We start from the raw sequence: 21,892 nt of genomic DNA, 5'->3' as shown, positions 1-21,892 counted from the left end.
AACTGTGTTTGACATATAACCAAATGTCATGGGTCTATGGTACTATAAAAGTGTCGTATAATCTACATTGTACGACATCGCCTAGTATGTCCTTATTGTATTGGAAAATAGACCGGAGTGCCTTTCCAGGTCAGTCCATCCATCCTTTTCCTCCCCCCGGTCCCATGCGGGGGGCGCATCGGTACATGCACGAGTCCCATGTTTCCCGCCTTTTTTCGACAAACACCATGCTTCATTCGCCTCCTGCTCCCTGCCCTCTTCCTTTCTCCCTCGTGCGTTATCTCGTGCGTCATGCCGACGATGTTGTTCAACCCATTCCCCTCTTCTCGGTTGATTCCAATAAAAAAACCCTGCTTGCAAAGCAAGGCGCTGTTTCTGTTGGTGCGAATCCCGCCGGTATCCGCGTGCAAACGCAAACGACAAGGGTCCATCACCTTGCTGACACACGCAGCACAGGCTGATGGACCCTCGTTTTTCCCGGAGTGACGGCGGAATGAGCTGACCCGATTTGGAAATCCGCACCTCAAAGTGCATCGGAAATCGGCGGAGCTGCATTTCACTGCCCAACTGCTTCATAAACGCCTCGATTTTGGAGAGGGCCTCCTGCAGCACGCTCTTCCCCGTGAAATAAATCCGATCGGACGTGTCGGCTTCGTGCGCAAACATCCGCTTGAACACGTTCAGGACGACAGGTTCCCCCTCCGCATCGTAAAACGCATCGACCGCGTATTCGTCTCCCTGGATCCACGCTTCCAGGATGAAGCTGCTGGCGCTCACGACCGACTCGGGATAGATCTCCTTTGCCGCTCTCATGTCCGCCTGCAGCTGCTTGCACATCGCCGGCCATTCGTCCGGTTTTTCCACCAGGTAAACGCCGACGCTGCGAAAGCCTTTCGTCGGCTTGACAACCAGGGGAAACGGAAGTGTCTCCACAGGCAGGCGGAAAATCTCCTCATAGGAACACTCGCGGAAAAAGAAGTCGGGATACAGCTTTCGCAGTGTCTCACGAAACTTGATCTTGTTTTTGAACAGCTCCGCCTGTTCCATGAGCGGCGTTCCCTTCAGAAGCGGATACACGGACGCCACCGCATACTCGGAATTGCACAGAAGAGCAAGGTCCGGATCGCGTACACGATCCGCAACCTCGTCCAACTGCCGTATCTCCAGCGTTTTGTCCAGCGGAATGCGGATATCCCCGCACTTCACCGCCGGAACGCCCAAATTCGCAAGAGTCTGGGACAAAAGCAGAGATACGTACGGTTTATCCAACACCATCATCATGCCGATTGTTCCTCCTTACCCGCATCGCCGCGCACCACAAACTTTTTGACCAGCTCATTGAGCTGTTCGGAGGTCGCTTTCATCTGACCGGCAATCTGTCTCATTTCAGACTGGAGCTCGGTTTGATTTTGAATGTTGTTGCTGATCGTCACCAGAGCCGCCGTCACTTCCGCGATGCTTTCGGTTACCTGCCCCAGATTTTGGGACGAAGCGTCTGTTCCGTCAGCCTGCGCGTCCACATTCGCCTCGAACGTCTTGATCTGCTCCGTGGAACTTTCAATCGACGTTTTGATCTCTTTCATGTGTTCGATCAGCGACATGACATTTTGTTTCTCCCGCAGGATAATCTCGCTCTGCTTGCTAAGCGTGTGAATGGTCTCACTGAGCGAGTTCTGCAGTTCGCCAATAATGCCGTGGATATTGTCCGAACTGTTCTTGGATTCTTCCGCCAGTTTGCGAACCTCTTCGGCAACTACCGAGAAACCTTTGCCGGCTTCACCGGCCCGCGCCGCCTCAATCGAAGCGTTCAACGCGAGCAAATTGGTCTGTGTGCTGATGCTGGTCATGGTCGTCACGATGTCGCTGATTCGTTTCATGCTGTCTTCCAGTTGCTTGGCAATGTCAACCGACTTCTTCACTTCGACCTCGATGTTGTCCATGCCGACCAGCGCCTTGTTGGCAACGCCTTCGGAGTTTTCGGACAAGCTCTTGTGCCATTGCAGTCGAGGGAGTTTGTGTCCTGTATAAAAAGGGGGTTTCTCTTCAGTCTGACCACTTCTCAAAGTGGATTTGGCTAATATTGAATCATACATCCTGAATTACCTTAAGCTTGTCTGTATACCATCATAAAAATCTTGCAACAAAACCGATGAACAAAGCGCCAGGATATAACATTGCTACAGCTATTAACGTTCCACATAAGCGGCTAATTGATAAATAAACCATAATTGACTTAACCGTATCAAATGACATTTTCTTGTTTAACCCTCTATCAATTACAATTGCTGCATAAGGATCAACTAGAAACAAAAGTAAGAAGGCACTAAGTGCATTAATGGCTGGAGAAAGACTTGCAGCACGTGCCATATACTCAGGGTTTATCCAAGCCGCATAGTAGGCGGCAATTGAACCAACTGTAAACAGGGAGTATAGGATTGCATTCATAATGATAATATGCTTTGGAATCCCTTTTAAACTTATCTTTTTCCACATTTCCAGTGTTGGTCGTCTCCAGCACTTACTTAATTCTAACAGTCCGTTTTTGGAAAAGAAAATTGATTTAAAAATCCTTAATGCGGTTTGATTTGTATCCATTTTATTAATACCAAGTTTATAGAAATTTACGGTTGTAGGCATCATGAAAATGGCACTTGCAGTACCAAGCGCCGCTCCTAAAACAACAAATAGTAGAATAAAAAAAGGATCGAACTTGTTAGTTATTGCCCGATCAATTATTCCTCCAATTGGGGCCATGTATAATAAAGTTGTGGTCCTGGATCCAAATGTTAACATCGAATATAGGGAGTTAGCTATAGCGAGTTTTCCAGTAGAGATACCACTTAATCTTGCTGCATACGCGGTAGTATCTACAAAATTTGTTAAAGCAATCATTACTAAGATAAATAATATCTTGCCTAGCTCTACTTGCCCCTCTAGTATAACGTCCACCCAATTCATCTCTGTTTAAAAACCCCTATCACGTGACACAATTTTGATTCCAATTAGATCCAGTATAACACGTATTTCGGCTATCAACTCACTTGTTGGGAGTTAACCCGTAAAACAGCAATTATTTGCTCATGGCTATTTACTGCATCCGCATAAGAAATATATCCTTGCTCATCCACGATAACCATGGTTGGAACCGTCTTTATTAAATATTGTTTGACAATATTATCTGATCTAATTAGAGAAATTTGATCAGGGATATCGTATTGCTTTCCTTTGCTATAGTTACTTACAATCACGTATATTTTTTGATTTGGATTTTTTAATTGGATGATAGAAAGATTTGAAAAGATATCTTTACAAGAGTCACATGTTTCACTTAAAAACAAGATAACCGCTTTTTTACCAAAATTATCAGACAGGTTAACTACTTTTCCCACTTGATCCCTCTCACGAAATAAGGGGGCTTTATCTCCAACAGCCAGTGTTGCTTCTTCCAGTCTCTTCCCACTTAGCCGAAACCTATTTAAAAACTCGATAAGAATTTTAGAAAAGAAATATATAATCATTAGTTGAACTATTACGATTACCCATAAAGCTATATTAGAAATAATTAGGAAATTGTTCATTGTTTTTCTCCTTATTAGATGTCATGCGTCTTTTAGCAGAGCCTCACAGCGCTTTTTCAATTCACCGAGATTTTTAAGTATCTGAAAGGTAAGGATAAGTGCTACCGTAATGATGGCAATGCAAATCGAATCAATGCTAAAAACATCTGAAAAAGACTGTCCCCAAATAACGCTATTAATTGATAGAGTATTACTTGGATTCATATATAAGTAAGCGGCCATAAACCCAAGTAATAAATTTCGTAATACAAGTATCCAAGATAATTGATGATTACCCGCTATTCCCCCGCATCCACAAGAGATATTATTTCTGCCTCTTAATAAATTGATGGATATAGCACAAGTAAATATCAACAACAAAATAACCGCGATTCCAGAAGTTAATCCAGGAAACAAACCAAGTAGGAGAAACAACCCTACACTTAATTCGAAATAAACCTCTAATATAGAAAAGAATCTTACAAAACGGTTAGGCAAGAGATTGTATTCCTTTACCGTTAAGATATGCTGATCCATCTTGTTAAGCTTTGATAAGCTTGTGCTTAAAAACAAATACATCAGGATGATCCGAATGATCAAACTTGAATACTCCACTTCTCCTCCTCCGTTTCTTCAGATTCAACATCACTGATGTACCATCTTGCTTGAGACATGAACATCTTATAGTATTCTTTTCCCAAATTCATAAGTTGCTGATGGTTTCCTTCCTCAATAACCTGGCCATCCTTTAACACCAAAATTCTATCCGCTAATCTAGCTGCGGCTAATCGGTGAGAAATAAAAATGACCGTTTTATCCTTTACTAACGTTTTGAAGTTACCAAATACTTCCATTTCCGCTTTTGGATCAAGAGCAGAAGTTGGTTCGTCTAATATCACTACTTGACCATTACGAAAAAGAGCCCTAGATAATGCAATTTTTTGCCACTGGCCCCCAGATAAATCAACACCATCTCCAAAGAGTTGCCCAAGATTTGTTTCATATTCGTCCGGCAACTTACGGATAAATACATCTGCACCACTTTTACAGGATGCGAGTTTTATTTGCTCGACATCGTGAATATTTTTGACATTACCGAAACCTATATTATCCGAAATGGAGAAAGGGTACTTTACGAAATCCTGGAATATAGCGGTGATATTTTCCCTTATAGAATTTTGTTTAACCTCTTTGATATCAATGTTATCAATGAAAATACGTCCCTCAGTAATGTCATATAATCCTAGGAGGCATTTCACTAAAGTTGTTTTTCCGGATCCATTTTCACCAACAATTGCTATCTTCTCTCCCTTTTTTATGTCGAATGAAACATTCTTTAACGAATACTTTGTTTGACCCGGATATTTAAAAGAAACATTCTTGAGGGAGATCTGATCAACAAATGACCAGTCAACTTGTATTTCTTGCGTTTTACTATTAGAAGGCAAATATTCGTAATCAAGAAAATCAAAAAAATCCTTAATGTATAAGTTTTCTTCATACAATGATGAAAGGAGCACTGAGATTTGATTTATAGAACTTTGTGTTCCTTGAACCGCTTGGCCAATTGCAACAAAGTCCCCAATTGTAAGTGTCTTTTTTTTAGCAAGCCAAACAATAACACCAACCGAACAGGCATATAAAATAGCGGTTAGACCATCCAAAGCAATTTGAGAATATTTTTCTTTACGTAACAATTTAAGTGATTCAGAAGCATTTTTTTTAAATTTTTTGGACCATCGGTCTAACAAATATTCTTGTAACCCAAATAGACGAATTTCTTTAGCAAAATCCCTTTCATTTAATAAATTAGTAATATAATTCGTCTCTCGTGCTAAGGGTGTTTGCGTATATTGAAACCAGAATCTTTCTTTACCGTATTTCGTTTGCATAACCATAATGGGGATCGCTGCTAATACACTTAAAATTGTCAGCATCCAATGTGTACTTATGAGAAAGATTAAGAAAGAACAAGTTGTAATAATGCTTTCTGCCAGCGACAAAAGCCCTTTAATAGGACTTAAAAACCGACTCCCCTGCGCACCTTTAATCCTTTCCATATGGTCATGGAACTCAGGTAAATCATAATAGGCAAGAGGAACAGTCGATGCTTTTTTCGAAATCATCTTTTGCAAATCATGATTTAATTTAATTTCTATAGATCTATCTAATAGTTCTTTAATTTTCCTTAAAGCCGCTGCAAAAATGCTTATTAAAACTTGAGCAAGCAGTATCCAGAAAACATCTGCATAACTGCTGTTTGCTTTATGTTGTAATATTTCTACAATGCTATCAATCAACTGCTTTGAAAGCCATAAAGTGATAAGTGGATTAATCCCTCTAAAACATGATATACAAATCGAAAAAACGAGCCATTGTTTGTCGATTTTTATAACAAACTTGATTGCTGCCATAATGGTTTTAAAATTCATATTAAAACTCCTAAACGGAATAGGCTTTATTTTCATTTGATAAATGAATTAAATCTCTGTACCATGTCCTTATACCTTCAGCAATATAAACAACTCTTTCAATCTTGCCTTGAGAATTAATGATGATAAATGACGGGTTTGTGTGTATGTTTAATTTCCTCATGTCCTCATAAGAAACAGGAATAATCGGAAAAAGGTCTTGATAAATGTTAATAAATTCAGTCGTTAAAGTAGGAATCGAATTTTCAACAAGACAAACAAAAGGGATACCTGGACGATTACTTAAATAGTCTTCTAACTCTCCATGACATGATGCACAGGATGGGGATGCAAACATAAAAATTGTAAAATTGTTTTTTTCAATCTCTGGATAGTGAACGATTGATTTTATATTTAGCCCAATTGGAGAAGAAGCTACTCTTTTCCTAATGGTTGATTTTGGTAAGGTTTCTACTTCGACCTTTAGACGTTGAAGTATCAAATATGTAAGTATATATAAAAGGGAATAACAAGCTACTGATAAACTCACGAGGACCAAGTATATATCCCACCTATTTATTTTTTATAGACAAAGAGGTCATCCAAAATATGACCTCTTTGTCTAATGGTATTCATTAAAAACTTAGCCGCGGAATGCAAACATATGTCTTTAATACACTATGTGGGTTATTGTTTAATACCAAATACACAACACCTATCGTTTCTGTATTCATCACAAAGTGTCCCATAATTTTTATCAATTACTTGCACTACTTGATCGCTAAATCCCAAACCATACATGGAAAAGCACTCACCCGGTTCTCCACAAACCGTTACTGTCTTTGTAATAGAACATTCAACGACCATAGGACCAATCCCTAATTTATTGGAAATCTTATCAAACATTGTATATAACCTCCTTTTTTGTATTAAATATCAAATCACTAAAATTCGCAATACCTTTTAAGCAAAATAGTTCCAATTTACTATCTTTTCCTAATTGAATATCACCTGTTGTGCGAAAGTTTTGTTTCATTCAACAACCATCACACATCACCTGATTACAACGTACCGACTACTACAAAAATGAACCTTGATGAACCATCCCCAACAGAATGTCTGCCGGGAATTCTAGCTTTGGTTGGAAAGTATCAGCCAAACCTAATTCCTTTAAGGTTAAATTGGTTATATAACCAATGTCTAAGATTATACAGACCTAGCTCTTCTCAAGGCAGTATTATCCGTTATCCCCGTTATCATACAATAATTTATATACATCCTTTTCGGTACAGCCTGGCTTTGTACGTAATAAGTCTTCGGTCAATTGAAACACTCTAAGTGTCTTTATAAGTTTTCTTAAATAAATCATCTGTTCTTGACCAGCTAAGCTTAAAGAGTAATCTCCAGTAGGAAGTATCCATGCATAATTATTACGATTGTCTATTAATCCTAACAGTTGAGCAGCATGTCTATAATACCTGCCCTGCCGATCACCTTTTTTTATATGTCGTGCAATCATACTATAAGTACTTCCTTTGTTCTGTTGAACAAATCTAACAGTTCTGATAACATCGTGTAATACATCGGCTTGTGGTACTTCCTTTGAGCTAAGCATTCCGTTCCCCCCTTAATGATCAACTCTTTATGCCTCCCAATAATTGTATCATATTTTGGAAAAATATGTCGAACTCTTGTCTTACAAAAAAGTAAATAGCCAGACTCAACGAAATCATGCTTGAGTCCGGCTTATTGTCTTCTTAAGCAATGCCGTTATATTTTATTTATTTTTTATCGAACCATCAACATTAGATACTCCACATGAGCGGAGAGTGTCAAAAAACGATAATTAATAGCGGTATCTTTGCCTTTAAAGTATAGGTATTGCTGGAGAATAGGGCTCCACACACAACATATCCATATATTGGAAAACTTGTTATGATTTGGTTGTGGACAACTCGTCTAAAAGATTTACATAAATCCGACTCATTCAAAACTCTTGTCTACGAGACGTCTACAAATTCTCACATATGAAAAGCCCAGACCGCATAAGGTCAATATTTTTATGGTGGGTGCGGGGGGATTATCGATATCTCCATTTTTTGCTCAGTCGCACTCTGTGCTCCTTCGCCTTTTGTGGTGGATATCGATGCGCTCACTCGCTTCGCTCCCTCGCGGACAACCTCCCGTCCGTTCGGACTTGCCAGATCGGATCCCTCCTCCTCGCCACGGACATAACATAAAAAGCACCACGAGGGTGCTTTTTATGTTATGTATGGTGGAGGCGGGGGGATTCGAACCCCCGTCCGAAAACGGCGACACATAAGCATCTCCGAGCGCAGTCACTCTATTGGGAATTCGGCGGCAAACCTGCGGAGTGACACGCTAGTTTACTGCCTAGCCTGATTGGTCTTCTTCCTTTGGCCCCAGGCGGAGACCTCCGGCGTAGCCCGTTAGAAGTGAGCCCTAATCACGCCACACGGGCCGATGGAGTGTTAGAGCCTCGCTGGTTATTAGGCAGCGAGAGAAAGTTGTTTGTTGCCAGTTATGGCTTTCCGCGTTGTTGACGGGGTCCGCAGCCCCCCGGCTCGCTTCTTATGCTCTACCATTCCCGTCGAATCCAGAACGCCCCCAGGATAGAATGAAAAAGGTGAAAAAAAGTCTAGGCGAAGATGGCAACTGTTCCGCACCTAGACTGTTGTTTCGGGGTTCATTGCCTTATTACTATAGCACACGCGGCATCCAAAACTCAACGTCGATTTGTGCCAGTCCTGCCATCGTGCACCAGGCGCGGGACCTGCGAACAACGGCTTGTCGGCCACCGCTCGGCTGCGAGCAGCGTACCTTGCCTGCGAGTACGCTACCAGCAGACGCAGCACCATTCGTAACGATCCAATGCCACCGCAGAAAACAAGATGAACTCGTCTCCCGCCTCGTTACACCTTCTGCCGCTCGCGCAGCGCGCGCTCCACTTCCCGCTGGGCGTCGCGCTTTTTGATGTCCTCGCGCTTGTCGTAGTTCTTCTTCCCTTTGACCAGCGCCAGCTCCACCTTGGCCCAGCCGCCCTTGAGGTAGAGGCTGAGCGGCACCAGCGAGTACCCTTTCTCGCGGGTGAGGCCGTTCAGTTTGAGGATTTCCAGACGGTGCAGCAGGAGTTTGCGCGTCCGTTCCGGCTCGTGGTTGTAGCGGTTGCCCTGTTCGTACGGGCTGATGTGCATGTTGTACAGGAGCACTTCGCCGTTGTGAATGCGGGCGAAGCTGTCCTTGAGCTGTACGCGTCCGGCCCGCACCGATTTGATCTCCGTGCCGGTCAGGGCAATGCCGGCTTCGTACACGTCTTCGATGTGATAGTCGTGACGCGCTTTGCGGTTTTGGGCCAGCGTCTTCACACCGGTTTTTGCTTTCGACATGGGAGATCACCTCGCTTGCCTGGTTTCCGGACGGCTGTACAATCCGCCAATATCGTACCTGTTAGTCTAGCAAATTTTGCGCCGTGTGACAAGATGGTTACCGCCGCTTCCGTTTCGCCTGCCCGGCCACGTGTTTCTTTTTCGACTTTTTGGCTCGGATCAGGTCTTCCCAAAACGCCTTTTGCCGGGTCGTCGGCGATTCAGCCGCCTCGTCGAGCGGCACGACGTCGCCCTCGGACGCGTCCGCTTGACCGGCACCGGTCTGCCGGGCCGCTTCGGTCTGGCGGCGCTGCTTGCGTTGCTTGCGCAGCACGGCAGGATGGGGCTTTTCCTGCTTGGCGGCGCGTTCTTTGGCGCGCTTGCCTTTGCGCTCGCCGCCGCGCCCGTCGATCACCTTGGGGGTGCGTTCCCGGCCGCGGAAGGTGTTGGGCTTCTTCATCCCGACGATCTCAAAATCGATGGCCCGCTCATCCACGTTGACGTTGGAGACGCGCACCTGCACCACGTCGCCGATGCGGAACTGCTTGCCCGTCCGCTCCCCGATCAGGGCGTACGCCTTTTCGTGGTAATGGTAGTAGTCGTCGGTCAGATAGCTGATGTGCACCAGGCCCTCAATCGTGTTGGGCAGTTCCACGAAGATGCCAAACGACGTGACGCCGGAAATGACGCCTTCGAACTCCTCGCCGATCCGCTCCAGCATGTACTCCGCTTTTTTCAAATCGTCCGTTTCCCGCTCGGCGTCCACGGCGATGCGTTCGCGCTGGGACGCGTGTTCCGCAATGATCGGCATCTGCTCCACCCAATAGGCCAACCGCTTTTCGGACAGCTCGCGGTTCTCCAGCCACTCGTGAATCCGCCGGTGGACGATCAGGTCGGGGTAGCGGCGGATCGGGGAGGTAAAGTGCGTGTAGAAGTCGGTCGCCAGGCCGTAGTGACCCAGGCTTTCCGCGTCGTAGCGCGCCTGCTTCATCGAGCGCAGCATCACCGTGCTGATGATGACCTCCTCCGGCGTCCCTTTCACCTCCTCCAGAAGCTGCTGGAGGGCGCGCGGGTGGACGGAGTTGCCCTTGCCGCGCACGGCGTAGCCGAAGTTGGTGACAAACTCCATGAAGGCCATCAGTTTTTCCGGGTTCGGCTCCTCGTGCACCCGGTACATAAACGGCTGTTTCATCCAGTGGAAGTGCTCCGCCACGGTTTCATTGGCCGCCAGCATGAATTCCTCGATGATCGACTCGGCGATGGATCGCGTGCGGAAGCCGATCTCCGTCGGCGTCCCCTCTTCGTTGACGTAAATTTTCGCCTCGCGGAAGTCAAAGTCGATCGCGCCGCGGCGCATCCGCTTGGCGCGCAGCTTGCGGGCCAACTCCTCCATCAGGCGGAACATCGGCACCAGCTCGCTGTACCTTTCGATCAGCGCTTCGTCGTTCTCTTCCAAAATCTTGCGCACATCCGTGTAGGTCATCCGCTCGTTGGTGCGGATGACGCTGAGGTAGATGTCGTAGGTGACCAGGTTGGCCTCCGCATCCAGCTCCATGTCGCAGGTGATCGTCAGGCGGTCCACCTTGGGGTTGAGGCTGCAGATGCCGTTGGACAGGCGGTGCGGCAGCATGGGGATCACCCGGTCCACGAGATAGACGCTGGTGCCGCGCCGATACGCTTCCTGATCCAGCGCGGAATGTTCCCGGACGTAGTAGCTGACGTCGGCGATGTGGACGCCCAGCAGGTAGTTGCCGTTGGGCAGCTTCTCCAGCGAGACCGCGTCGTCCAGGTCTTTCGCATCCGCGCCGTCGATGGTTACCATCATCCGGTCGCGCAGGTCGCGCCTGCCCTTGATCTCCTCCTCGGAGATTTCGTCCGGCACCGCTTCCGCCTCGGCCAGCACGTCGGCGGGGAACGCTTCCGGCAGGCCATACTTGCGGATGATCGAGAGAATGTCCACGCCCGGGTCGTTTTTGTGCCCGAGGATCTCGATCACTTCGCCTTCCGGGTTGGCGCGTCCTTCCGGGTAGCGGACGATCCTGACGACGACCTTGTGCCCGTCCACCGCCCCGTTGTAGGCCGTTTTCGGGATGAAGATGTCCCTGCCGATCCGTTTCTCATCGGGAATGACGTAGGCGTAGTACGTTTCGTCCTTGAACGTTCCGACCACTTCCGTCACGCCGCGCTCCACGATGCGGATGATCCGCCCCTCCAGGCGGTTGCCGCCCGTTTTCTTTTCCACCCGCACCAGGACCGTATCGCCGTGCATGGCGCCGTTCATGTCGTTGGCATGGACGTAAATGTCGTCCTCTCCGGGCGTGTCAGGGATGACAAACCCGAACCCTTTGGGATGGCTTTGCAGCCGGCCGCGCACCAGGTTCATTTTTTCCGGCACGCCGTAGCGGTTGGTTCGCGTCCGCACGATTTCGCCCCGCTCTTCCAACGCGTTCAGCGTTTTGACCAGTTCTTTAAACGCCTCGGAGTCGGCCAGTCCAAACGCCTCCTCCAGCTCCTTCACGGTCATGGGGTGATACGCCTGTTCCCGCATGAACGCGAGGATGTCCTGTTCTTTCATTCCGTACCCTCCTTTGCCGCGCATACGTTGCCGCGACTTTTCCTCTTCTATATAGTATTCAGTATTCTCCGATTTCGCCGTAGGCAATCCTAGCCGTAGGCAATCCTAATAGAAAAAAGACAGCAAGTCAAACTTGCTGCCTTTGGCGAGTCGTATGTTACGCACCGCTTCTCAAGAAGTACCCGAGCAGAATGGCAAACACCATGAACAACACGGCAAACACAACCGTCAGTTTGCCGAGCAGGGCGTCAATTCCGCGGGCCTTCTGCTTGCCCATCAGTTGTTCCGCGCCGCCGCCGATCGCACCGGAGAGACCGGCGCTTTTTCCGGACTGCAGCAGCACGACAAGAATTAAGCCAATACTTGCGATCACAAGTAAGATTTTCGCAGCCAATACCATGTGTATTCACCTCAAAGCGAATTTCCCATACGTGAAGAAACCATTACTTCCACTCTACCACAGTTGGATCGGATCAGCAACCCTGGTTGATTGACCGTTTTTTATCCAAAAATTGTGTACGTTCTTTGTCTGTTTTTCCGTTTCCTTGCAACTGTCACGATTTTGCCGTAAAATTGCAGTTGTACCGTTATACTTGCCGTAGGAGGTCCTAGTTACATGGCTGGTTCCAACAAAAAAGACATGAATCAAAATGACGTGGTTGACTCCGCGAAGGCCTTTTTTACTTCGTTTGGTATCTTGTTTCTCGTTTTTCTTATTGCTCTTGTCGGTTCCGCCATTTTCCCGCCGAAACACGGCGAAGAGGCCCAAGGTGGCGGAGCGCCAACGGCCAACATTGACGCGGAAGCCGTGTACAAGCAAAACTGTGCATCCTGTCACGGCCAAAACCTGGAAGGAATTGTCGGCCCGAACCTGACCAAAGCAGGCAGCAAGTACAGCGCGGACGATATTGCGAAAATCATCAAGGACGGGAAAGGCGGCATGCCCCCCGGCATCTTGAAAAAACAACCGGAAATCAAAGCAGTTGCCGAGTGGCTGGCTCAGCACAAGTAAATACATAGGCAGCCACGGGCGTTACACACCGGAGACTTCTCCGGTGTTTTCTCATTTCTCGAGAGGAGGAACGGCAGATGGCCCCGCTGCTGGAACTGGAACAACTGGGCAAACGGTCGGCGTCGCAGCCGGACGGCTGGCTGTTTGCCGACCTGTCGGCCGTGGTGGAAGAACCGGCCATCATCCACATCCTGGGGAAGTCGGGACAGGGCAAAAGCACCCTGCTGCGCATCCTGGCCCTGCTCACCCGCCCGGACAGCGGGACCGTCCGGCTGGCGGGAAAACCCCCGGAACAATGGACGCCGGAGCGCTGGCGCATGACGATGAGCTACGTCTCCCAGCATCCGGTCATGCTGCCCGGCAGCGTGGAGGACAACCTGCGGACGGTCAGCCGCCTGCACCAGCGCTCCTTTCCCGCCGATCGGGCCCGGGAATGGATGGAGCAGCTGGGACTGGGCGGACTGGATTGGGCCAAACCGGCCGACCAGCTCTCCGGCGGGGAAAAACAGCGCGTGGCGTTGGTCCGCTCGCTGCTGCTGCAGCCGGCCGTACTGCTGCTGGACGAAGTGACCGCCTCGCTGGATGCGCTCAGCAAACAGGCGACCGAGCGGCTGCTGGCCGACCTGCACCGCCGTGAGGGCACCACGCTCATCTGGATTACGCACGACTGGGAGCAGGCGCGCTCCGTCGGCCAGCGGGTCTGGTTCATGGCAGACGGCCGGCTGCTGGAGGATGCGCCGAGCGATCTGTTTTTTGACGCTCCCACCACTGAGGAGGCGCGCCGATTTTTGGCCGCCGCCATCCAAGAGGGATAGGAGGGATTGGAATGTCATCGATGTCGCTGTGGCTGTCGTTCTCGTTTGTCCTGATCGCGCTGCTGCTCTCCCTCTGGCAGAAGCTCGGCCTGGAAAAGGAGATCGCCGTCAGCACGGTCCGCTGCGCCGTCCAACTGCTGGTGATCGGGTACGTGCTGCAGGTTGTGTTTCACGCCGACCACCCCGTCTACCTGGCGCTGGTGCTCGTCATGATGATCGCCGTCGCCTCCTGGAACGCCTCGCGCCGGGGGGACCGGCTGCCGGGGGTACTCTGGCGCATCGCCGTCGCGCTGACGATAACGGCGACGGTGACGATGGGGCTGCTGCTGCTGTTCCGTTTGGTGGAACCCACACCGCAGTACCTGATCCCGATCTCCGGCATGATCATCGGCAATGCCATGATGGTCAGCGGCCTGTTTCTCAATCACATGAAGCGTGAAACGGAAACCGCCCGCGGTGAGATCGAGACGTTGCTCTGCCTGGGCGCAAACAAGCGGCAGGCGATTCACGACGTGTTGAAACGGGCGGTAACGGCCAGCATGATCCCCACCTTCGACACGATGAAAACGATCGGGCTGGTGCAGCTTCCCGGCACCATGACCGGCATGATCATCGCCGGGGCCAATCCGATCGATGCCGTCCGCTACCAGATTCTGATCATGTTCGCGTTTTCCTCGTCTGCGGCGATTTCGGCCGTGTTGGTCAGCCTGCTTTGCTACCGGCTCTGGTTTACCCGCGAATCCATGCTGCGTCCGTGACGCGTTCAAACGATGCTGCCCTCCTTGCGACGGCAGCTTTTTTTCTACGGCTGACCAATTAACGAACGTTTTCCGCGTGTGGAAGGTATTCTTCAGGAAGCGAATTTACCTAAAGAAAAATCCCCACCAAGTCTACAGCAAAAGAGTTTACTCTTTGCTGTAGACGTAAAGCGGGGATACCATCACTTCGAGTGAGGCTTTCTTGAATTCAGGAGCCAAGGGGACATCCCAATCCTGATCGAATGGCTGATGAAGCAGACTCGGCGAGGACATTCGTCCGATCGTCAGGCGCGGGCGGACACGCGCGCAGGCGATATGCTGACAGCCCGGTCGCAAATCGCCTCGATATCCCGGACATCGTGGGTGACCAACAGACATGTCATGCCGGCCTTTCGCAGAATGTCGCGCAGTTCCGCTCGAATCGTCTCCTTTAATCCAGCGTCCAGATTGCTGAACGGCTCGTCGAGCAGTAACAGGGAAGGTTTGGTCGCAATGGCCCGGGCGAGCGCGACTCTCTGCTGCTGGCCGCCGCTCAATTCGTGGGGATACCGGTTTTCCAAGCCGGCAAGCTGAACGAGATCGAGCATTTCGGCCAAACGGAGGTTTCTCTCTCTCCTGGACAGGTGGTTAAGTCCGAACGTAATGTTTTTCGCCACGGTCAAATGCGGAAACAGTGCGTAATCCTGAAAAACCATGCCGACGCCGCGTTTTTCGGGAGGAACGAACGTGCGGTCGTCGACTACGGTTCGACCATCGAGCACAATTGTCCCATGCGACGGCGTTTCCAATCCGGCGATCAGCCGGAGCAGCGTACTTTTCCCGCTTCCGCTCTCTCCAATCAAGCCCACAATTTCCCCTTTGGCCATCGAAAAGGAGAAACGATCGTATACCGGGGTTTTGCGGTATTCGAAGGACAGGTTTTCGATGCGAACGAATGTCATGAGTTCGACCTCCTCCCGAAGTGGTGAATGGCAACCACTGATATCAGGCTGATCCCGATAATGCACAGCGACGGAATCGAGGCTTCGATAATCTGTTCGTCGCCAGCGTACTGGTATACTTTGGTGGCCAGCGTGTCGAAATTGAACGGTCTCAACAGCAGGGCGAGCGGAAGTTCTTTGACAATTTCCACAAAAGTAAGAATCAATCCGCTTCCCAGCGATCCCGCGATGAAGCGAAGATCGACCCGGAAAAACGTTTCCGTCATCCCCAGCCCCATCACCCGTGCCGCTTCCGTATACGTTTTGCCCGTTTTTTCGAATCCGGTTTCCACCGCGTTGTAACCGATCGCCATAAAGCGGACGACATATCCGCAAATCAGCATGGCTACGGACATGCTAAGCACGAGCCGGTCCTCCCCGAGCCCGATCCGCGCGTAAACCGGGGAAAGCGCATGATCGATTGCGGTAAACAGCGCCAAAATCCCGATCGCAACAATCGTTCCCGGTATCGAATAACCCGAAGTCACGACTCTGGACAGCAAAACGGAGAGCCAAACCGGCAGATGCCGACAGGTGTTGGCGACGACGGCGGACAACATCATGACGATCGCCGCGGCGGCCAGCGACACGAAAAGCGTGCTCCTGATCAAATCCCAGAACGCAGGCGTCAGCACTTCGTCATACGTCCATCCCGCCCATGTGATCAACTGCAGGACAGGAATCAGAAAGGCTAGAGAAAAGATGAACAAACAGAACAAAACCGCCGCCAGCGCGGAAACTCCCCGCAATGCTTTCAGCTTGAGCGGTCTCGTTTTGCTGGTCGAGGGGCTGAAGGATTGGCGCTTTCTGAGCAGGCGTTCGACAATGAGCAGCCCGATTAACACCGCCATCAGCCACGCAGCCAGACGCGATGCCGAATCGAGATCGTACATGCCAAACCAGGTTCGGAAAATGGCGACCGATACGGTGGGAATGCCAAAATAGCTTGATACCCCATAATCGCTCAGCACTTCGAAAACGACCAGTGCCGCCGCCGCTGCCAAGGCTGGCCGTGAAAGCGGCAAAACCACCCGCACGAAAATCCCAAGCGGTTTTTGCCCGAGCAATCTCGCGCTTTCCACATAGGAAGCGCACTGACGTTCCAGAAACGTCCGGGTCATGAGATAAACGTACGGATACAAAAACAAAGTGAAAATAAACACCGCGCCCCGCATGGACATCAGGTTGAACCACTCCTGCGGGAGGACAAGGCCGAAATGGTTGCGCAGCGTCGACTGGACGACGCCTGTATAACCGAACATGGTGCTGTACGTATAGGCCGCGATGTAGGGAGGTACGGCCAGGGGAAGCGTCAGCGCCCAGTTGAAAAACCGCCGGAGCGGAAAGTCGTAAGCGGTTATCAGCCAAGCCAGCGTGATGCCGATCACGACAGTCAGTGCTCCCGTCCACAGGACGAGCTGCAGCGAATTCAGCGCATATTTGAGCAGCAGGTATTCTTTGATGTGCGCCCAATTGTCGTTCGGTTTTTGAAAAAGCGAACTGACGATATGAAGAATGGGCAGCGGTATGACCACTGCCCCGATCAAGCTGATCCACAACCATCCGTTACCGTATCTCTGGATGTTTCGCTTCAACGTCCGCATGCGCATGCTTACTTCCAGCCCGCTTTATCAAAAATCTGGACCGCTTTCGGATTGTTCCGGCCGAGCGCCGCAAAATCGATCTCCTGCATTTTGAAATCGCCCCACGATTTCAGCAGATCCGCCTTTTCGGCCTGCGGATTTACCGGGTATTCAAAGTTCTCTTCGGACGCTATCTTCTGCGCTTCCGGACCGGTCAGGTATTCGACCAGTTTGATCGCATTTTCCTTGTTTTTGCTGTGCTTGGTCAGTCCGATGCCGCTGATGTTGACGTGCGTTCCGGTCGTTTGCTGGTTCGGGAAGAAGACGCGAATCGTCTTGCCGACCTTGGCTTCTTCCGGATCCTTGGAGTTGATGAGCAGCCCGACATAGTACGTGTTCATGATGGCGATATCGCCGATGCCTGCAACGACCGCCTTGGCCTGATCCCGGTCGCTGCCTTCCGGTGGACGGGCCATGTTGGCCACAATGCCTTTCGCCCATTGTTCCGCCGCTTCCTCGCCGTTCAGCTCAATGAGAGAAGCGAGCAGAGACTGGTTATACAAGTTGTTCGAGGAACGAACCAGAATGCGGCCCTTCCATTTTTCGTTCACCAAATCCTCGTAAGTGGATAATTCTTCGGGTTTGACCCGATCCGGATGATAGACGATCACGCGCGCCCGCGTGGACAATCCGACCCAGTAGTTCTCCTTGTCGCGGAGTTTTTCGGGAACGTTTTGATTCACAACGTCAGATTGCAACGGTTGGAGCACGTCGGCTTCCTTGGCCTTGTTCAGCACGCCTCCGTCCACCGTGATGAACAGGTCCGCGCTCGTGCTCGCACCTTCACGCTTCAGACGCTCGATCAATTCTTCCGCGGTGCCTTTGACTACATTGACCTTGATTCCGGTTTGCTCGGTGAATGTGGCGTAAAGCTTGTCGTCGACCTCGTAATGCCGCGCGGTAAAAATGTTGACTTCACCCGGCGATGCAGAAGCCTTGGGCTGTTCCGTTCCCGCCGTGTTTGATGTAGGCCCGTCCGTCTGTGTGGTTGGGGTTGTCCCGCCGCAGGCGGCGGTCATAGCGGCGAAAACGGTGAGTAGAACAAAGACGAATATTCGACGTATCATGATTATCCCCCCAATATTATCAATATTGAAAAATCAATAGCATAATTTGACAAAACTGTCCAACGATTGATCATGCATCGTTTTTTCGCATAGGGCATGAATCACGTCGGCGTCTTTCCTTTCGCATATGGGGAAGGCCGACCGCACAATGAAGCAACATGCTGCCGGAATCATTTCCGGCAGCATGCCGTACCTCACATGCTGTTTTTACTGTTGGAGCAGGTATTTCTCCAGTTCGTCCACCACTTTGTTGGCGCAGATTACGCCGCCAGAGGTGTTCCAAATCGTGTCGTCCACCTTGAACGCCTTGTTGTTTTTCACCACGTTCAGGTTTTTCCACAGCGGATCGTTGGTCCACTCTTTTTCCAGCTTGGTCGCTTCGCCGTCTCCCGTCTCGTAGGAGAAGTAGAACATGATGTCGCCGTCCATTTCCGGAATCCGCTCTTTGGTCACTTCGGCGGCGAATTCGTCTTTGTTTTGCGATTCCGGACGGGCTACGCCCAGGTCTTTCAGGATCGTGCCGGCGAACGTGTCATTGTAGTAGATGCGTACACGGCCGGGCATGAAGCGAACGAGAGAGACTTTGGTCTTCGCCTTGTCGCCCACTTTTGCCTTGAACTCTTCGATGCGCTTGTTCCAATCGGCCAGCACTTTTTCGCCTTCCGCTTTCTTGTTGAGCGCTTCCGCGTACAGCATGAAGTTTTCTTTCCAGTCGCCGCGCGGTTCTTCCACGAAGACGGTCGGCGCGATGGCAGTCAGCTGCTGGTAAATCTTTTCGTGGCGGAACTTCATGCCGAGGATCAGGTCCGGCTTCAGCGCCGCGATCGCTTCCAGGTTCGGCTGGGATTCGGTACCAACCGTTTTGGTGCCCTCGAGCTGCGGTTTTACGAAATCGTAAAAGGTGGTTGGGTCAGTCCAGGAACCGACCGCACCCACAGGTTTAACACCCAGGGCCACCAGCGTTTCCACCCCCTGCGAGGTGAGGACGACTACGCGCTGCGGGGTGCCTTTGATCGTGGTTTCCCCCATCGCGTGTTTCACGGTGTAGGATTGATCGGAGCTGCCTGCTGCCTGTTCGGCCGGCTTTTGGTCAGCTGCCTGCTGTCCGCCGCCGCAGCCGGTGACGATCAGCAGGAGGGCCATCAGCAGGGCAAAAAACGCTTTGCCGCGTACCGTTCGGTATGTACGAGTAAACATGCAATTGACTCCCTTCCATGATGATAATGAGAATTAAAATCATTTACACCCAATATCCTACTACCACGGTCGGACGAAGTCAACAGGAAAATGATAATGAATCTCACCATCATGTTTGTGCCTGTTTCCGATCGCATCGTCCGCCCTGAACGCCTTGAGGCTTTTACCGCGTTCCGTTTTTTCCCGGCATTGCTCTTTCCCGCTTTCTCCCGCCTGCTCGCCTCAGGCCAGACGTGAAATTCCATTTCCGCTGCCGCCCGAGCGGCCGACTGCCGGCTGCTGTGCCGGAATGTCTCCTTTCCTATATATACACACTGACTTTTTTCCTACACGAACGGTGATAATGAATCTCAAAATCATTGACAATGCACTCCTGCAAGAACTACACTGGAATGTGAAACGAGTAGAAATCGTCACCCAAGGATGAAGATCATGAAATCGTTACTGCACAACAATCCGCTCAAAATCGCTGGCGTCTGTATCGGACTGTTCCTTCTTTTATATTTGAGCTACGCCAGCCTCGTCTTCGGCGTCATCGACACCAGTTGGCAGACGGCGATCGACGCCTACACGCACTTTAACGGTTCCAATGAACACATCGTCATCAAGGAAGTTCGCGTCCCGCGGGTGCTGAATGCCCTGGCCGTCGGAGCCAGTCTGGGCATCGCCGGCGCGCTGCTGCAGTCGCTGACGCGAAACCCGGTGGCCGACGTCGAACTGTTCGGCCTCAATGCCGGGGCCGCCCTGTTCGTCGTGTTTGCGGTGACGTTTGTCGGCATCAGTTCCCTTACCGCGTTTACCTGGATCTCCTTTTTGGGAGCGGCGGTCAGCGGACTCGTCGTCTACCTCTTGGGATCGCTGGGACGCGACGGCCTGACGCCGGTAAAGCTGACGCTGGCCGGCGCAGCCATCACCGCATTGGCCGCATCCGCCCGGCACGGCATGCTCGTCCTGAACGAAAAGGCGCTGGACGAAGTGCTGTTCTGGCTGTCCGGTTCGGTGGGGGGACGCAAGCTGGAGTTTTTGCAAGCCGTCTTTCCGTACATGGTGGCGGCCTGGGTGGGAGCCTTCCTGCTCGCCCGTCCGATCCAGACCCTGCTGATGGGCGATGACGTCGCCAAGGGACTGGGGCAGCGGACCCTGCTGGTAAAAGTCATGACCGGCGTGGTGATCGTCCTGCTTTCCGGCAGTTCGGTCGCCGTGGCAGGGCCGATTGGCTTTGTCGGACTGGTCACGCCGCACCTCGCCCGCTATCTGGTCGGGCTGAACACGCGGTGGGTGTTCTTGTACAGCGGCATCCTCGGTTCCGCCATCCTGCTCGCAGCGGACATCGCCGCCCGTTTCATCGCCAAGCCTGCAGAGGTGCCCATCGGAGCGATGACCGCTCTGGTCGGCATCCCGTTCTTCATCTACGTGGCGAGAAAGGGGCTGGAGAAGAAATGAAGTCGTATCTGCCGCTGCGCAACAAGAAAGGCTCCTTTTCCTTTCACATTCACAAGAAAACGCTGCTGTACGCTGCTGTCTGCCTGCTGCTGACCGGAGCCGTCACGGTAGTCAGCCTGGGGATGGGCGAAATGAACATCTCTCCCCTCAACGTCCTGAAGGCGTTTCTGGGGATGGGAGAGGAACAGGATGCGCTGATCGTAATGCAGTTCCGTCTCCCCCGCGTCGTCATCGCCCTGTTGGTGGGGGCCGCTCTGGGAGCGGCCGGGGCCATTCTGCAGGGGATCGTCCGCAATCCCCTGGCTGCGCCCGACATTCTCGGGGTAACGGGAGGTGCTGCGGTTGCGGCCGTCTCCTTCCTGCTCTACTTTGAATCGGCCAGCATTCAATGGCTTCCCCCCTTCGCGTTTCTGGGAGCGACGCTGACGACGTTCATCCTGTACGCGCTCGCCTGGAAAAAAGGGGTGACGCCGCTGAGGCTGGTGCTCATCGGCGTGGGCATCAAAATCGCCGCCAGCGCGGTGATCACGGTGCTGATCCTGTTCAGTCCGTTTGTCCTGCAGAACAAGGCCACCCTGTGGCTCACCGGCAGCATCTACGGCGTCGACTGGAACGATGTGAAGATGATCGGCCCGTGGGTTGTCGGCCTGATCGCGCTGGCTGCGCTGCTCGCCCGCCGCGTCAACGTCCAGCAGTTGGGCGACGAGGTGGCGACGAGCGTGGGCAGCCTGGTTCAGTTCGACCGCTTTGCGCTTTTGATCATCTGCGCCGCGTTAACCGGGGCGGCCGTCTCCGTCGGCGGGGAAATCAGCTTTGTCGCCCTGCTGGCGCCGCACATCGCCAAAATGCTGGTTGGCCCCTCGTTTGGAGGCGCCCTGCCGGTTTCGGCCCTGGTCGGCAGCCTGATCCTCTTGATTGCCGATCTGATTGCGCGAACGGCCTTTTCCCCGATCGACATCCCTGTCGGCGTCTTTACCTCGGCGGTAGGGGCACCGTTTTTCATCTACCTGCTCTACAAAAACCGAAACCGGTAAGCTGAAAGGAGAGA

General features: G+C 51.1%; 22 protein-coding genes and 1 other RNA gene. 6 read left to right on the top strand and 17 right to left on the bottom strand.

The window, feature by feature from the left end; genetic code table 11:
• Positions 1 to 81: 81 nt before the first annotated feature.
• The 13 genes from FOI68_RS21420 to secG all read right to left on the bottom strand — a co-directional run bounded on the left by FOI68_RS21420 (position 82) and on the right by secG (position 12,329).
• The gene (locus FOI68_RS21420; protein WP_143864240.1) at positions 82 to 1,281 is read right to left on the bottom strand and encodes an ATP-grasp domain-containing protein; all 1,200 of its coding nucleotides are present in this window, start codon (positions 1,279 to 1,281) and stop codon (positions 82 to 84) included.
• Entirely contained in the window at positions 1,278 to 1,985 is a 708-nt protein-coding gene (locus tag FOI68_RS21415) for a methyl-accepting chemotaxis protein (RefSeq protein ID WP_185973999.1), read from the bottom strand. The genes FOI68_RS21420 and FOI68_RS21415 overlap by 4 nt, the downstream gene beginning before the upstream one ends.
• Positions 1,986 to 2,124: 139 nt before the next feature.
• Entirely contained in the window at positions 2,125 to 2,958 is an 834-nt protein-coding gene (locus FOI68_RS21410; protein ID WP_143864238.1) for a lipid II flippase family protein, read from the bottom strand.
• A 74-nt stretch (positions 2,959 to 3,032) separates the two neighbouring features.
• Positions 3,033 to 3,578: a TlpA family protein disulfide reductase gene (locus FOI68_RS21405; RefSeq protein WP_143864237.1), complete on the bottom strand. Its 546-nt coding sequence runs from the start codon at positions 3,576 to 3,578 to the stop codon at positions 3,033 to 3,035.
• 21 nt (positions 3,579 to 3,599) lie between these two features.
• Positions 3,600 to 4,157 carry a MauE/DoxX family redox-associated membrane protein gene (locus FOI68_RS21400; protein WP_143864236.1) on the bottom strand — a complete coding sequence of 186 codons (558 nt, stop codon included), beginning with the start codon at positions 4,155 to 4,157 and terminating at the stop codon, positions 3,600 to 3,602.
• Positions 4,154 to 5,989 carry an ABC transporter ATP-binding protein gene (locus FOI68_RS21395; RefSeq protein WP_185973998.1) on the bottom strand — a complete coding sequence of 612 codons (1,836 nt, stop codon included), beginning with the start codon at positions 5,987 to 5,989 and terminating at the stop codon, positions 4,154 to 4,156. Before FOI68_RS21395 ends, FOI68_RS21400 begins: the two co-directional genes overlap by 4 nt.
• Positions 5,990 to 5,999: 10 nt before the next feature.
• Positions 6,000 to 6,527 (bottom strand): thioredoxin domain-containing protein, encoded by a 528-nt coding sequence (locus tag FOI68_RS21390; protein ID WP_143864234.1) that lies wholly within the window; start codon positions 6,525 to 6,527, stop codon positions 6,000 to 6,002.
• 128 nt (positions 6,528 to 6,655) lie between these two features.
• Positions 6,656 to 6,874 carry a hypothetical protein gene (locus FOI68_RS21385; RefSeq protein WP_143864233.1) on the bottom strand — a complete coding sequence of 73 codons (219 nt, stop codon included), beginning with the start codon at positions 6,872 to 6,874 and terminating at the stop codon, positions 6,656 to 6,658.
• A gap of 331 nt (positions 6,875 to 7,205) precedes the next feature.
• A complete protein-coding gene (locus tag FOI68_RS21380; RefSeq protein WP_143864232.1) occupies positions 7,206 to 7,583 on the bottom strand; it encodes a hypothetical protein in 378 nt (125 codons plus the stop codon).
• A gap of 658 nt (positions 7,584 to 8,241) precedes the next feature.
• Positions 8,242 to 8,598, bottom strand: a transfer-messenger RNA (tmRNA) gene (gene ssrA, locus FOI68_RS21375).
• 303 nt (positions 8,599 to 8,901) lie between these two features.
• Positions 8,902 to 9,375, bottom strand: a complete 474-nt coding sequence (gene smpB, locus FOI68_RS21370) for an SsrA-binding protein SmpB (protein WP_029098170.1) — start codon at positions 9,373 to 9,375, stop codon at positions 8,902 to 8,904.
• 97 nt (positions 9,376 to 9,472) lie between these two features.
• On the bottom strand, positions 9,473 to 11,929 hold the full coding sequence (gene rnr / locus FOI68_RS21365) for a ribonuclease R (protein WP_143864231.1): 2,457 nt from the start codon (positions 11,927 to 11,929) through the stop codon (positions 9,473 to 9,475).
• Between the two features lie 157 nt (positions 11,930 to 12,086).
• A complete protein-coding gene (secG, locus tag FOI68_RS21360; protein WP_029098168.1) occupies positions 12,087 to 12,329 on the bottom strand; it encodes a preprotein translocase subunit SecG in 243 nt (80 codons plus the stop codon).
• 216 nt (positions 12,330 to 12,545) lie between these two features.
• On the opposite strand from secG, the gene FOI68_RS21355 reads away from it, so the two are divergent.
• From FOI68_RS21355 to FOI68_RS21345, 3 genes are all read left to right on the top strand, one after another.
• Positions 12,546 to 12,941, top strand: a complete 396-nt coding sequence (locus tag FOI68_RS21355) for a YqzM family protein (RefSeq protein ID WP_029098167.1) — start codon at positions 12,546 to 12,548, stop codon at positions 12,939 to 12,941.
• 77 nt (positions 12,942 to 13,018) lie between these two features.
• Positions 13,019 to 13,756 (top strand): ABC transporter ATP-binding protein, encoded by a 738-nt coding sequence (locus FOI68_RS21350; protein ID WP_143864230.1) that lies wholly within the window; start codon positions 13,019 to 13,021, stop codon positions 13,754 to 13,756.
• An 11-nt stretch (positions 13,757 to 13,767) separates the two neighbouring features.
• Positions 13,768 to 14,514, top strand: a complete 747-nt coding sequence (locus FOI68_RS21345) for an ABC transporter permease (protein ID WP_143864229.1) — start codon at positions 13,768 to 13,770, stop codon at positions 14,512 to 14,514.
• 284 nt (positions 14,515 to 14,798) lie between these two features.
• Here FOI68_RS21345 and FOI68_RS21340 read toward each other — a convergent pair whose 3' ends face one another.
• The 4 genes from FOI68_RS21340 to FOI68_RS21325 all read right to left on the bottom strand — a co-directional run bounded on the left by FOI68_RS21340 (position 14,799) and on the right by FOI68_RS21325 (position 19,401).
• A complete protein-coding gene (locus FOI68_RS21340) occupies positions 14,799 to 15,455 on the bottom strand; it encodes an ABC transporter ATP-binding protein (RefSeq protein ID WP_029098164.1) in 657 nt (218 codons plus the stop codon).
• Complete coding sequence (locus tag FOI68_RS21335; protein WP_035288971.1) at positions 15,452 to 17,104, bottom strand: ABC transporter permease; 1,653 nt, start codon at positions 17,102 to 17,104, stop codon at positions 15,452 to 15,454. Before FOI68_RS21335 ends, FOI68_RS21340 begins: the two co-directional genes overlap by 4 nt.
• Before the next feature lie 2 nt (positions 17,105 to 17,106).
• Positions 17,107 to 18,204, bottom strand: coding sequence for a Fe(3+) ABC transporter substrate-binding protein (locus FOI68_RS21330; protein WP_029098162.1), 1,098 nt, complete (start codon positions 18,202 to 18,204; stop codon positions 17,107 to 17,109).
• 207 nt (positions 18,205 to 18,411) lie between these two features.
• Positions 18,412 to 19,401 (bottom strand): ABC transporter substrate-binding protein, encoded by a 990-nt coding sequence (locus FOI68_RS21325; RefSeq protein WP_143864228.1) that lies wholly within the window; start codon positions 19,399 to 19,401, stop codon positions 18,412 to 18,414.
• Positions 19,402 to 19,497: 96 nt separating this feature from the next.
• Here FOI68_RS21325 and FOI68_RS23645 point away from each other — a divergent pair, with 96 nt between their 5' ends.
• From FOI68_RS23645 to FOI68_RS21315, 3 genes are all read left to right on the top strand, one after another.
• Entirely contained in the window at positions 19,498 to 19,638 is a 141-nt protein-coding gene (locus FOI68_RS23645) for a hypothetical protein (RefSeq protein WP_160297119.1), read from the top strand.
• Between the two features lie 195 nt (positions 19,639 to 19,833).
• Positions 19,834 to 20,844 carry a FecCD family ABC transporter permease gene (locus FOI68_RS21320; RefSeq protein WP_044898998.1) on the top strand — a complete coding sequence of 337 codons (1,011 nt, stop codon included), beginning with the start codon at positions 19,834 to 19,836 and terminating at the stop codon, positions 20,842 to 20,844.
• Positions 20,841 to 21,878 carry a FecCD family ABC transporter permease gene (locus FOI68_RS21315; protein ID WP_044898997.1) on the top strand — a complete coding sequence of 346 codons (1,038 nt, stop codon included), beginning with the start codon at positions 20,841 to 20,843 and terminating at the stop codon, positions 21,876 to 21,878. The genes FOI68_RS21320 and FOI68_RS21315 overlap by 4 nt, the downstream gene beginning before the upstream one ends.
• Positions 21,879 to 21,892: the final 14 nt, after the last annotated feature.

Origin of the sequence: Brevibacillus sp. LEMMJ03 (genome assembly GCF_007197875.1) — a bacterium.
Classification (GTDB): Bacteria; Bacillota; Bacilli; order Brevibacillales; family Brevibacillaceae; genus Brevibacillus; species Brevibacillus thermoruber.
Note: the sequence above shows the minus strand (reverse complement) of the source record. Positions and strands in the feature narration are given on the sequence as shown.

Coding starts and splice junctions, on each gene's coding strand:
- FOI68_RS21420 (WP_143864240.1), bottom strand. CDS start 1,281: ATGATGATGGTGTTGGATAAACCGTACGTATCTCTGCTTTTGTCCCAG.
- FOI68_RS21410 (WP_143864238.1), bottom strand. CDS start 2,958: ATGAATTGGGTGGACGTTATACTAGAGGGGCAAGTAGAGCTAGGCAAG.
- FOI68_RS21405 (WP_143864237.1), bottom strand. CDS start 3,578: ATGAACAATTTCCTAATTATTTCTAATATAGCTTTATGGGTAATCGTA.
- FOI68_RS21395 (WP_185973998.1), bottom strand. CDS start 5,989: ATGAATTTTAAAACCATTATGGCAGCAATCAAGTTTGTTATAAAAATC.
- FOI68_RS21385 (WP_143864233.1), bottom strand. CDS start 6,874: ATGTTTGATAAGATTTCCAATAAATTAGGGATTGGTCCTATGGTCGTT.
- FOI68_RS21380 (WP_143864232.1), bottom strand. CDS start 7,583: ATGCTTAGCTCAAAGGAAGTACCACAAGCCGATGTATTACACGATGTT.
- smpB (WP_029098170.1), bottom strand. CDS start 9,375: ATGTCGAAAGCAAAAACCGGTGTGAAGACGCTGGCCCAAAACCGCAAA.
- rnr (WP_143864231.1), bottom strand. CDS start 11,929: ATGAAAGAACAGGACATCCTCGCGTTCATGCGGGAACAGGCGTATCAC.
- secG (WP_029098168.1), bottom strand. CDS start 12,329: ATGGTATTGGCTGCGAAAATCTTACTTGTGATCGCAAGTATTGGCTTA.
- FOI68_RS21355 (WP_029098167.1), top strand. CDS start 12,546: ATGGCTGGTTCCAACAAAAAAGACATGAATCAAAATGACGTGGTTGAC.
- FOI68_RS21350 (WP_143864230.1), top strand. CDS start 13,019: ATGGCCCCGCTGCTGGAACTGGAACAACTGGGCAAACGGTCGGCGTCG.
- FOI68_RS21345 (WP_143864229.1), top strand. CDS start 13,768: ATGTCATCGATGTCGCTGTGGCTGTCGTTCTCGTTTGTCCTGATCGCG.
- FOI68_RS21340 (WP_029098164.1), bottom strand. CDS start 15,455: ATGACATTCGTTCGCATCGAAAACCTGTCCTTCGAATACCGCAAAACC.
- FOI68_RS21335 (WP_035288971.1), bottom strand. CDS start 17,104: ATGCGCATGCGGACGTTGAAGCGAAACATCCAGAGATACGGTAACGGA.
- FOI68_RS21330 (WP_029098162.1), bottom strand. CDS start 18,204: ATGATACGTCGAATATTCGTCTTTGTTCTACTCACCGTTTTCGCCGCT.
- FOI68_RS21325 (WP_143864228.1), bottom strand. CDS start 19,401: ATGTTTACTCGTACATACCGAACGGTACGCGGCAAAGCGTTTTTTGCC.
- FOI68_RS23645 (WP_160297119.1), top strand. CDS start 19,498: ATGAATCTCACCATCATGTTTGTGCCTGTTTCCGATCGCATCGTCCGC.
- FOI68_RS21320 (WP_044898998.1), top strand. CDS start 19,834: ATGAAATCGTTACTGCACAACAATCCGCTCAAAATCGCTGGCGTCTGT.
- FOI68_RS21315 (WP_044898997.1), top strand. CDS start 20,841: ATGAAGTCGTATCTGCCGCTGCGCAACAAGAAAGGCTCCTTTTCCTTT.